The 12767-nt window shown below is 42.3% G+C and carries 7 protein-coding genes; 6 read left to right on the top strand and 1 reads right to left on the bottom strand.

The features are described from left to right. Positions 1–48: 48 nt before the first annotated feature. Positions 49–1194: an RluA family pseudouridine synthase gene (locus M0221_RS05575; RefSeq protein ID WP_483284634.1), complete on the bottom strand. Its 1146-nt coding sequence runs from the start codon at positions 1192–1194 to the stop codon at positions 49–51. Positions 1195–1999: 805 nt separating this feature from the next. On the opposite strand from M0221_RS05575, the gene M0221_RS05570 reads away from it, so the two are divergent. From M0221_RS05570 to M0221_RS05545, 6 genes are all read left to right on the top strand, one after another. Then, entirely contained in the window at positions 2000–3079 is a 1080-nt protein-coding gene (locus M0221_RS05570; RefSeq protein WP_133104202.1) for an outer membrane protein assembly factor BamD, read from the top strand. A gap of 178 nt (positions 3080–3257) precedes the next feature. Then, positions 3258–5405, top strand: a complete 2148-nt coding sequence (locus M0221_RS05565) for a DNA primase (RefSeq protein WP_483284633.1) — start codon at positions 3258–3260, stop codon at positions 5403–5405. Between the two features lie 552 nt (positions 5406–5957). Continuing rightward, positions 5958–7877: an RNA polymerase sigma factor RpoD gene (rpoD, locus tag M0221_RS05560; RefSeq protein ID WP_020443327.1), complete on the top strand. Its 1920-nt coding sequence runs from the start codon at positions 5958–5960 to the stop codon at positions 7875–7877. Between the two features lie 178 nt (positions 7878–8055). Then, positions 8056–8415 carry a YbeD family protein gene (locus M0221_RS05555; RefSeq protein WP_011513459.1) on the top strand — a complete coding sequence of 120 codons (360 nt, stop codon included), beginning with the start codon at positions 8056–8058 and terminating at the stop codon, positions 8413–8415. A gap of 562 nt (positions 8416–8977) precedes the next feature. Beyond that, the gene (gene nrdA / locus M0221_RS05550) at positions 8978–11254 is read left to right on the top strand and encodes a class 1a ribonucleoside-diphosphate reductase subunit alpha (protein WP_483284632.1); all 2277 of its coding nucleotides are present in this window, start codon (positions 8978–8980) and stop codon (positions 11252–11254) included. 53 nt (positions 11255–11307) lie between these two features. After that, positions 11308–12441 (top strand): AbiH family protein, encoded by a 1134-nt coding sequence (locus M0221_RS05545; protein ID WP_483284631.1) that lies wholly within the window; start codon positions 11308–11310, stop codon positions 12439–12441. Positions 12442–12767: the final 326 nt, after the last annotated feature.

The raw sequence follows: 12767 nt of genomic DNA, 5'->3' as shown, positions 1-12767 counted from the left end.
TATTTACCGTTTTAATAAAACGTCTTTGTATTACTTATTCGTTATCGCTTATTCTTCATCATAGCCGTCACTTAATACTGCCATTAGCTGCTGCATATCTTCAGGCATTGGTGTAGTGACCTCAACGTCTTCACCAGTCGTTGGATGGACGAAACCCAACGTATAAGCATGGAGTGCTTGACGCGGGAAGTTATTAATCGCTTGACGCTGCGCTTCTGTTAGACCAGCACGTAGCTGACGACGACCGCCATAGACTCTATCACCAACAATAGGATAAGTAATATGACTCAGATGCACACGAATCTGATGCGTACGCCCTGTCTCAAGCCCTATATCCAACAAACAATAGTTACCATTAAGCGCGGTTACATTCAACAGGTGAGTCACAGCTTCGCGTCCTGCCGTCATCACCGTCATTTTGGTACGCTGATTACGATGGCGTCCAATGGGTGCGTCAATACGGCGATGACGAGATAGACTCGCTGCATCCCCTGCGACCACACATTGGTAATGACGATACACTGACTTGTCCTTTAGCTGCTCCATCAGTGCCAGCTGTGCGGGTTTGGTTTTACCAATCAACAATAGCCCTGAAGTATCTTTATCAATACGGTGGACTAAGCCTGCACGCGGCAAATGGTGCTGCTGCGGATAGTGATACAATAGCGCGTTTACCAAAGTGCCTGTTTGATTACCGGCACCTGGATGTACCACCATGCCGACTGGCTTATTGATGACCAATACGTCATCATCTTCATAAACCACGTCGATTGCGATATCTTCTGGCTGATCCTCACTATGCTGCTCTAAAGTCGTCGATAGATGCAAGATATCACCAGCTTTAACACGGATCTTAGGTTTTTGTATGCTACCGTTATAAAGCAAGCTGCCATCACTTACCCAGCCTTGTAACTGAACACGTGAAAAATCGGTAAATATTTTTGATGCCAGTTTATCAATACGCAAACCTGCTTCGTCTTCTATGACCGTATGCTTCACGTCAACCACAACAGGCACAGATTGCCCTGCGACCGAGACTTCATCATCGCCATGCTCGTCTTCGTCATTAAGCAGCTCATCATCTGACACGTTATCATCGTCCATATGCTCGTCAAATTGCTCATTAATGGTTAATAATTCATTGGGTATCGTGGATTCTGGCACAGGTGAACCTTGCGTTGATAAGTCTGTCATTGATGAATCTTCAGTGGATTGGTTCGCGGGTAAATTGGTAGTCATAGCATCATGTATTCATAGCAGATTTATATATAGTAAAGCCTCTGACTATGTTCAGTCGGAGCACTTCATAAGAAAACAGATTGGCACTTATAGACCATAAATAATAATCGTGGTCAAAAATGGCAATAATATCGCTCTAGTGTAACATGCTGAGCGTTTAAGCCCTATAGAAGCTGCGTGTTATCTGGCAATTTATAACACTCATTAGCTCTCTAAAATATAACATGGCTGTAATTTACTGTATATTTGTCACTGTCAGCACTATTGAATATCGCCCGTTGCAACCGCTCATGCTAAACTAGCGGGCGCAATCATGATAAGCGTGGCGATTCAAACGTTGTACTATATTAGTGGAATGTACTTAAGGTATCACTGAATAAAAATGCATTATAGAATAAGCCAGCAGTGCACCTAACTACAAAATAGCTCATGAAAAAATAGACGCAGCAAATGTTATTCTATAAAGTAAGCCATGTTTTGCTGTATGCTATGGCACTGTGTCGTTATTGCAGCTCTTTTATATAAGCTTTACATGTGATGCACGCCTTATTGCGTAACATGTTTACAGAGTAAATTTTTAATAAATTAATAACTATGTTTTTTAATGAGCATGTTTTTATAACGATAATACGCATGCTTAGTGATTGGCATGTAAAATGATGGACCATTATTGATGCACCAAGCATCGTTTTTTATCATCAATCTACTAAATAGTATGATAGCGTCGCTGCTATTATACGTCTTGTGTCGGAGAAGAAGTATGCAAGCTGTTGGCAATACGTTTATCAAACTGTCCTCAATCACTTTACTTGCCCTAAGTGTCAACTTAGTGGGTTGTCAAACCTTTAAAAACCTCACCGGCGGTAAAGACGTGGATGCAGTGGTCACTGCTGAGAAGTCAGAGCAAGCGTACTATAACGACGCGATTGCTCAGATTGATAAAGGTCGCTATACCCAAGCGATCGAAGATTTAACCAACTTGCGTACTTTTTATCCGACTGGACAATATGCCGAGCAATCTTTGCTCGATATGATGTATGCACAATATGCCAGTGGTAAATATGAAACTGCGGCTGCCAGTGCTGAGCAGTTCATTCGTCTGTACCCGTCTAACCCGCAAGTGAGCTACGCTTACTATGTGCGCGGCGTTGCCAATATGCAAGGCTCGTCTGAAGGTTTAAAACTGTTTAAGCTCAACCAAGCGGAGCGCGATACTGCTTACTATCGTATTGCTTTCGCCAATTTCCAAGAGCTGTTGAACAAATACCCAAACAGTCCTTACGCACCTGATGCCGCTCAGCGCATGACTTTTATTTATAATCAGTTTGCCGAAAGTGAGATGAGCGCTGCTAATTGGTATATTGAGCGCGAAGCTTATGTGGCTGCTGTCAATCGTGCCAAATGGGTCTTTCAATATTATCCACTCAGCGAATCTGTGCCAGATGCGATTGCCGTCCTTGCTTATAGCCATGAAAAATTAGGTCTAACTGATTTAGCAAACGAGTATAAAACTTTATTGCAAATTAACTATCCGAACATGCTAAGCGCTGATGGACGTGTGAAGCTCAATACCAAACGTGAGCGTTCTCTAGTGAACAAGTTAACTTTTGGACAGCTGAGTCGTTTTGATAAAGACACTTCAGTTTCCACTGCCAACTATAGCGGTGCGACCAAAACTCAAGTCATTCGCAATGCCACTCAACTGAGATTGCCAAGCGACAATGCTGCAAATACAGCAGCCCCAAGCAGCACTTCTCCGCTGCGTCTGACTGATGACAATCGTCGTGTACGCTTAGGGGCGGTTGAAAATGACAGCATCGATATGACCGATAGCAATTAATCGTATTTTGGTATAATTGATTAACAGCGTTTATGCGCTTTAATCAATAACGCTGTCATGGCGTCAGACGTCAACTAAAAATAAGGTCAACGATACGGTTGGCCTTATTTTTTCTGTTTTGGTTTTTGCATTATTTTGAGCATCAACAATATTGCACCTATGGTAAACTGTTTTTCGCATGAGTATCCCAAATCACATTCTTGAACAATTAAATAGCCAAGCTGATTTAGTCAGTATCATTGGGCGTCATACTACGCTTAAACGTGCTGGTAGTGAGTTTAAAGGCTGCTGCCCTTTTCATGGTGAAAAGTCGCCGTCTTTTTATGTCAATCCACAAAAAAACATCTATCACTGCTTTGGTTGTAGCGTCGGTGGCAATGCCATCAGTTTTTTACGTGATTATGAAAATCTCACCTTTATTGAAGCGGTCAATGAGCTGTCCAAGCAGACGGGCATTGAAGTGCCAAAAGAAGAACAGCAAAACGTCAGCTATCAGCGTGCCCCTATTAAATCAAAAGCTAAGCCAAAATCTGCTATTAAGCCAGCAACATTGGCAACGCATCTGCGAAAAAATGATAGTCAGCCAGTAACCAATAATGAGTCAGCCATAATCATGCCAGCTGATGATACCCAGCCGCCCATTTATGATGACCACCATAGTTATGACAATTATCCACCGTTAGATACTTACGATGCCGTTCCTTATGTAATGGATGGCTATGATGCTCATTATCAAGATGACAATAGCTATCCGCCTGCATGGTTAACCGGTGATGATAATACTCTCTACAATGATAATAGTATCTCTGATAAAGATGGCAACTTATATGAGCTGCTAGAGCAGATACAGCAGTTTTATCAACATAATCTCAGTATTCACCCTCATGCTAAGCATTACTTCTTATCGCGCGGTATTAGCGATGAAATCTTCGAAACTTTTGGCTTGGGCTACGCGCCTTTTGGTTGGCAACATCTTGAGCATCAATTTCCACAAGATATCGAAGGTCTCAAAGCGCTTGGCTTAGTGCGGCGCTCAGAATCTGGACGCGATTATGACCTACTTCGTGATCGGGTTATTTTCCCTATTCGAGACAATCAAGGGCGTACGATTGGTTTTGGTGGTCGTGCGCTTGATGATGAGGTAAAGCCCAAATATATCAACTCTTCTGACTCGCCCGTCTTTCATAAGCAGCATGTACTATATGGCTATTATGAGTCACGCCAAAAACGTGCAAATGACTGGCTAGTGGTTGAAGGCTATATGGATGTGATTGCCCTATATCAAGTCGGTATTTATGGGGCCATTGCGTCGATGGGCACGGCAATTAATGAGAGTCAAATCTCACGTCTATTAACGCTAAATCCAACATTAACCTTAAGTTTTGATGGTGATAGCGCCGGACAAAAAGCCGCTTGGCGTACGCTTGAAGTGGCGCTACCGGTGCTCAGTGATGAAAAAGAGCTGCGTTTTTTAACGCTGCCCAACAATCATGACCCTGATACCTTTATAAAAAGTCAGGGCGCGGATGCAATGCGTGAGCAGATCACTAACGCCATGCCGCTATCACAGTATATCTTTGCCTATCTCAGTGAGCGTCATGATTTGAGTTTGGTGGAAGGCAAAGCCAAGCTCATGTCACAAGTACGCGCCTTGACTACTGCCTTACCAAAAGGCAGTAGTTTCCGCTACCTGCTCAATAATGACATTTATCAAAAGCTTGGCGGCAAACGTAGCCAAAACATCGAAGCCAAAGATGCCCTGCTAGATTTTGATGGTGAGATGACCATCAGTCAGCAGCTTCAACTGTGCTTTGTATTCCAGCCGCGTGCCTTGATTGATGATCCTATCGAAGCCATTTGGCAACAAGCCGGTATTAATGACTTACACCTGCCCGCTCATCTTAAGCAAAAAGCCTCGGCTGATGTTTTACGCCCGCTGGCTTGGGAGGATATGCAGGACACGGCATTACTTGATGTCGTCAGCACTATTAAGCGCTGCCTGAAATATTTGCCAAAAGATGCCAATGCGGCGGCACACTTTATTCTCTCTAACGTCAAACCCTTGACCCAAGAGACGCTTAGCCGTGATTGGGGCAGCTTTTATAAAGCCCTGACCAGTCGTAATATCTTGAGCCTCGATGGTTTGGTCGAAGAGTTGGTCAGCCAACTGATTGAACGCCATATGAAGAAGAAAACACAAGATTTGATTAAGAATCCTGACAATATAAAACTGGCGATTGTCCGCAAACAATCCCAGTTATTAAATGACTGGTTACGTGCGCAGCAAGCAGAGCAATCAGCACAAATGGCGACGGTTAAATCTTAATATGATTATTAGATTTTATTTATAAAACAGCTGCCCTTTAAAAGGGTCGACATTGTCCCCACTATTAATGATTATGCACTGTTGTCTTAGCTTATTAAAACTGCCTGTTATTAAAACTATGTTTAACATGGAATAGCTGGTAAATAATCAGTAAATAACAGTCGGTAGATATCACTACCTCGTGCTTGATTACACTGGTCTGTGTTAAACTATGTCGCTAACTATTTATAGCATGGCTTAATGAATAACGACAAAATGATGATACGCCCGTATGATTGAGCACAGTTTTAGGTATAAATTTTTAAATGTTATCGTTAAAGCGTATTTTAAAATATTTATTTTTAGGTATTAGCCTTTGAAAATTTTTGAGCGTTAGCGGTTTTATAACATTGTAATTGTAGTATTTTGAGCCTTTATTCATATCCACTCATTTTTGATATTATTGACTACCTTTACGCCATATTTTGATCAATCGATTGATAAGATCAACGCACTCAGCGAGCGATAGCCAGTCACAATATAAAAATGTCCGATGCAAGTAAGCGAGTATTTATGAACGATAAGTCAGTTTCTAAGTCCACATCTCAACTGGCCACCTTAATCCAAATGGGTAAAGAGCAAGGGTATCTTACCTATGCTGAGGTGAATGACCAACTGCCCGACTCTATTACCGAAAGCGATCAGATCGAAGATATTGTACAAATGCTAACCGACGTTGGCATCAAAATCTTTGAATCTGCGCCTGATGCCGATGACATCTTGATGAACGATGATTCAAGTGATGATGACATGGCAGCGGATGAGGCAGCAGCGGTACTAGCTTCTGTTGAGACCGAACCTGGTCGCACCACTGACCCTGTGCGTATGTATATGCGTGAGATGGGTACGGTTGATCTATTAACGCGCGAAGGCGAGATTGCCATTGCCAAGCGTATCGAAGAAGGTATTCGTGACGTACAGCATGCCATGTCTTACTGGCCGGGTACGGTACAGTTCGTCCTTGACGAGTACCAAAAAGTCCAAGATGGCGAGAAAAAACTTTCTGACGTTATCACTGGTTTCTTAGACCCTGAAACCGAAGAAGACAAAATCGCTGCTCAAGAAGCCAAAGAAGCAGCGAAGGAAGAACGCGAGCGCATCAAAGAAGAAAAAGAAAATCCGCCGATCATCAAAGAAAAAGCCAAAGTAAAATCTGGGCTTGATGATGACGAGGAGGACGACGAGGAAGTGGAAGAGGACGCTGAAGAAGAAACCAGCGGTATCGATCCAGAAGAAGTGCGCCTGCGTCTAGAAGAGATCGAGCATCTATTTATTAAAGCCAAGCAAGCCTTACTTGATTATGGTCGTGGTAGCACCCAAGCCAATGAAGCTTACGAGCAACTGGCTAGCCGCTTTATGATGCTAAAGCTGAATAACCGTCTATCTGATCAAGTCATGGCCATCATGCATGATGTTTATGATGACGTGCGTAAGCATGAGCGTCAAATCATGCGCTTGGTGATTCGCCGTGGTCGTATGCCGCGCGAAGAGTTCCGTAAGACTTTTCCAAGTAATGAAACCAACGTTGATTGGTTGATTGAGCGTATTAAAGGTAAGCCTGCTTTTGCTGCCACGTTAGAGAAAGTCGCCGACGATGTTATCTTGTTACAACGTGCTATCCGTGATTACGAGCATAAGCTTGAGATGGAAATCCACGACATGAAAGATGTGGCGCGCCGTATGGCTATTGGTGAAGCCAAAGCCCGCCGTGCCAAAAAAGAGATGGTCGAGGCTAACTTACGTCTCGTTATCTCAATTGCCAAAAAATATACCAACCGTGGTTTGCAGTTCTTGGATTTGATTCAAGAAGGTAATATCGGCTTGATGAAAGCCGTCGATAAATTTGAATATCGCCGTGGTTATAAGTTTTCAACTTATGCGACTTGGTGGATTCGTCAGGCAATCACCCGCTCTATCGCTGACCAAGCACGTACCATCCGTATCCCTGTGCATATGATTGAGACGATTAATAAGATCAATCGTGTCTCTCGTCAATTGCTACAAGAAATGGGACGCGAGCCAACGCCTGAGGAATTAGGCGAACGCTTAGAGATGGACGAAGCCAAAGTCCGTAAAGTACTAAAAATCGCCAAAGAGCCTATCTCAATGGAGACGCCTATCGGTGATGATGAAGATTCGCACCTAGGTGATTTTATCGAAGATGGTACGATCTCAAGCCCTGTTGACGATGCGACGGCTGCTGGTCTACGTGAAGCGACGCGTGATGTATTAGGCAACTTGACTGAGCGTGAAGCACGCGTGCTCAAAATGCGTTTTGGTATCGATATGCCGACCGACCATACTTTGGAAGAAGTTGGCAAGCAGTTTGATGTGACGCGTGAGCGTATTCGTCAGATTGAAGCAAAAGCATTGCGTAAATTGCGTCATCCATCACGCTCTGAGCATCTGCGCTCTTTCCTTGAAAATGACTGATAACCCCCCTATAAAGACAGTAGCTTTTTAGCATACTGTCTTTATATATCGCAGAGTATATGAGCCTAAAAGCTGAGCGCGTCTCAGCTTTTTTGTGGTTAATCGATAGTCGTTTGTTAAAATACCAGCCAAGTTTAAGACTCAAGCCCCATTATAAAATAGCACTAAGGACTCACCCATGAGCGATAATCAACAAAATCCTAAAAAAGATGTCAACGTCTCTCAAATATCGTTGGGCAATGACAAAATCAAAGGCAAAAAAACCGACATTCAAAATCCTGAGCTATGGGATTTTCCGATGAATTACCCGATGAGCATTATCGGTAATGAAGGTGAGCATGAGACTTTGTTGAACGAAGTCAAACTCATTTTAGGCAGCCAGTTTCCGGATTTTGACTTAGCGTCTATGCAAGTCAAACCTTCAAAAACAGGACGCTTCCATTCTATACGGGTGAACTTATACTTAACGACTGCTGAGCAAGTCAATACCCTATATGCGTCTCTTGATGCGGCTAAGACGGTACGCATTGTGATGTAACTTATGATAGGGTTGACAGTCTCTTACTGCCCTCTATCAAATCCTACTATCATAGGCGTAAATTCACTGAAGATAATGACAATCGTCACTCATTTGGGTGGCGATTTTTTGTGGTTTGATGTACAATCTGCGCCCGCATTATTATTGCCGTGACTGCTTTTATTAGTCAACAATTTACGAGAAAATAAAAAGCAAAGAGTGATTAGATTTTTACAAAAAATTTATTATTAAACTCATTTGCGTCTAACCCTTATGCCATCGTCCTTTGCCCAAATTTGGACAACGTATAAGCCCTCAGCAACATAGTTTGCCGCTAAAATCAATATAGCATTTTCAAAATTTTCCCGCTATATTGTGTCCACCTATTAACAAACACGCTATATGTAGTGCTCAGTGATTTTAACCATCACCATGAGCCGTGGCTAGCTTTTGCCTCAAAAAAACACTCTATCATGAGCATATATATCGCGTTATAAAGCATGCTTGGCGTCCTTACACCGCGCGGCATCACTAATAAGTCATTCAGTAAATAACTATCAAGCAATCAACTTACGAGGTCAGCATGACACATATCGATAAAATCCAAGTAACCAAACGTGATGGACGTTTAGAGCCTATCGAGTTAGATAAAATTCACAAGGTTATCGAGTGGGCAGCTCACGGTTTAGATAATGTGTCGGTGTCACAAGTAGAGCTAAAATCACACATTCAGTTTTATGAAGGTATCAAAACACGTGATATTCACGAGACCATCATCAAGTCAGCAGCAGATCTTATCTCTGAAGATACGCCTGACTATCAGTATTTAGCGGCGCGTTTGGCAATCTTTCATTTACGTAAGATTGCTTATAATAAATTTACCCCACCGCACCTTTATGATCATGTCAAAAAGCTTACCGACGCTGGTAAATATGATCAGCATATCCTAGCCGATTATAGCCGTGCTGAATTTGACGAATTAGAAGAGTATCTCGATCACTGGCGCGATATGAATCTGGCTTATGCAGCTGTTGAGCAAATGGCAGGTAAATACCTCGTCCAAGATCGCGTTAGCAAAACCGTGTATGAAAGCCCACAGTTTTTGTACATGTTGGTTGGGATGTGCTTGTTTAGCCGTTACGAAAAATCAGAGCGTATGAACTATGTGAAGCGTTTCTATGATGCGACCTCACAATTCAAAATCTCACTACCGACGCCTATCATGTCTGGTGTGCGTACGCCATCGCGTCAGTTTAGCTCGTGCGTATTGATCGAATGCGGTGATAGCCTAGACTCTATCAATGCGACCACCAGCGCCATCGTACGCTATGTGTCACAGCGTGCTGGTATCGGCATCAACGCAGGTCGTATCCGTGCCCTTGGTAGCCCTATCCGTGGCGGCGAAGCACAGCATACGGGTTGTATCCCATTCTATAAGCTGTTCCAAACGGCTGTTAAATGCTGTTCACAAGGCGGCGTCCGTGGCGGTGCAGCGACGTTGTTCTATCCATTGTGGCATTTAGAAGTTGAGTCGCTCTTAGTATTGAAAAACAACCGCGGCGTCGAAGACAACCGTGTCCGTCATATGGATTACGGCGTACAGTTAAACAAAACCATGTATACCCGTTTGATTAAAGGTCAAGATATCTCGCTATTCTCTCCAGGCGACACTCCTGGCTTGTATGATGCGTTCTTTGAAGATCAAGACAAATTCGAAGAGCTATATACCAAGTACGAAAATGACCCTGCTATTCGTAGCCGCCAAATTCCAGCCGCTGATTTGTTCAGCCTAATGATGCAAGAGCGTGCCAGCACAGGTCGTATCTACATCCAAAACGTCGATCATTGCAACACCCATAGCCCATTTGACGCGACGGTTGCGCCGATTCGCCAGTCAAACCTATGTATGGAAATCGCGCTACCGACCAAGCCACTTGATAACATCAATGACGAAGAAGGCGAAATTGCCCTTTGTACGCTATCAGCGGTCAACTTGGGTAAAGTCGAAAACGTCAGCGATATCGAAGAGCCAGCCGAGCTCATCGTCCGTGCGCTTGATGCCCTGCTCGATTATCAAGACTATCCAGTAAAAGCCGCTCAAAACGGCAGTATGCGTCGTCGTACGCTCGGTGTAGGCGTGATTAACTACGCTTATTACTTAGCTAAAAATGGCGTACGCTATTCAGACGACAGTGCCATTGGTCTGACGCATCAAACGTTTGAAGCGTTGCAATTCTATCTCTTAAAAGCGTCAAACAAATTGGCAAAAGAGCAAGGCGCTTGTCCTGCGTTCAATGAGACGACGTACTCACAAGGTATCCTGCCGATTGATACGTACAAAAAAGACTTGGATAAAATCTGCCAAGAGCCGCTACATCTCGATTGGGAAACGCTACGTGGCGAGATCACTGAGCACGGTCTGCGCAACTCTACCCTAACCGCCTTGATGCCGTCTGAGACCTCTAGTCAGATCGCCAACGCGACCAATGGTATCGAGCCACCACGTGGTCTGGTCTCTATCAAAGCGTCAAAAGACGGCATCTTAAAGCAAGTCGTGCCTGAGATTGATAAGCTGAAAAATCAGTATGAGCTACTATGGCAAATGCCAAACAATGATGGTTACCTAAAGCTGGTCGCTGTCATGCAGAAGTTCGTTGATCAAAGTATCTCTGCCAATACTAACTACGATCCCGTTCGTTATGAAGGTGGTCGTGTACCAATGAAGATATTGCTAAAAGACTTGCTAAACGCGTATAAGCTTGGCGTGAAGACGTTGTACTACCATAACACTCGTGATGGTGCGAACGATGCCCAAGCGGATATGGAAGATGATTGCGCTGGCGGGGCTTGTAAGATTTAAGTTTGAAAGAGAAGTTCTTTAAAGAGAAGTTCTTTAAAGAGAATTTCTAAAGGATGGCGGGTTTGGCTTTTGGGTTAAGCCCACTATTTATTTCAGAATACAAAAATAAACTGAGACTAGCTATGAATGTTTTATTTATTTTAGGTAATGGTTTTGATATTAATCTAGGATTAAAAACTGGGTATCAGGACTTTTATGAATATTATTGTATGGATGTAGAAGACGAATCACAGCAGATCAGTGATTTTAAAAAATCTATCATAGACAGTAGATACGATTTTTGGTCTGATTTAGAAATTGGATTAGGTCAGAATACTAATAATTATCTTAGTGTTGATGATTTCGATGAAGTAACTGATAGTATTCTTTCAAGCTTATCAAGTTACTTGGAAAAGATACAATCCGATTTTAGCAATTTTGACATCAATATAGAAAAATTTTTAGACGATTTATCATATCCCGAGAAATATTTAAAGTTAACTCATAAGGAAAAGTTAGAAGAATTTAAGAAAGTATTTCCGCAACATGTATGGAATATAGACATTGTGACTTTCAATTATACCAACGTCGTTGAACAAATTTTGAAAGATAATCAAAGCCCTGTAATTGGGCAACATTCAGATTCACGTACAAAAGATGGTATAAAACATGTATTGAGAAATATAATTCATATTCATGGTCATGTTGATGACGGAATGATTCTAGGTGTCAACGACACATCTCAAATTTCAAATTCAAGTTTTCACGATAATTTAGATATTGAAGAATCACTCATCAAACACAAGCATAATGAAGCTAAAGGTGAAAATCTTGATGTCCGTTTCAGTAATATAATTGATACAGTAGATTTGATTGTAGCCTTCGGTTTATCATTTGGCGACACTGATAGAATATGGTGGGAGAAAATTGGAGCAAGATTAGAAAATAACAATACAAGATTAATAATCTTTGGAGTTGGAAACAATATCAATAGAGTTCAAAAAGTCAAAGTTGAACGTGACGTAAGAAAAATCAAAGATAATTTTTTAAGCCAGACAGGTTTGTCGAAAGACATTCAAGAGTCTATTGCTAATAGAATTTACGTTGCCGTCAATACAAAAATGTTTCAAGGATTCGCGTCTAAGCCTAAAGATAATAAGTTCGCCGATAAATTCGGTAACGCAAAGATTGAGTTAGCAAATGCTTAAGCATGCTGCAAGATTAAATCATAAGTGTAGGTTAAGTAGAGCTTGCGACACCCAACGATGTTAAATAAATTATATGTTGGGTCTCGTTCCTCGACACCAACCTACTTTTAGATCGTAACGGTTTTTGTAGGGTGTGTTCCACGCACCGATGATATAGAACTTGCGTTTAAAGATGCGCGAGGCATACCCTAAGCCTACTATGTCAAAATACTGGGCTTTGGTTCAAGTTTAAAGGTGCGCGAGGCGCACCCTACAAATTACACATAAATATATTAACAAATAAGACCTAATTTTCATGCTAAAATTAGCCCTATATTTAGATCGCA

Source organism: Psychrobacter sp. ANT206 (genome assembly GCF_056880555.1).
The sequence above is the reverse complement of the archived record's forward strand: the minus strand, read 5'-3'. Positions and strand labels throughout refer to the sequence as shown.

Bases quoted from the DNA above. Each gene is read 5' to 3' on its own strand.
- M0221_RS05575 (WP_483284634.1), bottom strand. From the start codon at position 1,194: ATGACAGACTTATCAACGCAAGGTTCACCTGTGCCAGAATCCACGATA.
- M0221_RS05570 (WP_133104202.1), top strand. From the start codon at position 2,000: ATGCAAGCTGTTGGCAATACGTTTATCAAACTGTCCTCAATCACTTTA.
- M0221_RS05565 (WP_483284633.1), top strand. From the start codon at position 3,258: ATGAGTATCCCAAATCACATTCTTGAACAATTAAATAGCCAAGCTGAT.
- rpoD (WP_020443327.1), top strand. From the start codon at position 5,958: ATGAACGATAAGTCAGTTTCTAAGTCCACATCTCAACTGGCCACCTTA.
- M0221_RS05555 (WP_011513459.1), top strand. From the start codon at position 8,056: ATGAGCGATAATCAACAAAATCCTAAAAAAGATGTCAACGTCTCTCAA.
- nrdA (WP_483284632.1), top strand. From the start codon at position 8,978: ATGACACATATCGATAAAATCCAAGTAACCAAACGTGATGGACGTTTA.
- M0221_RS05545 (WP_483284631.1), top strand. From the start codon at position 11,308: ATGGCGGGTTTGGCTTTTGGGTTAAGCCCACTATTTATTTCAGAATAC.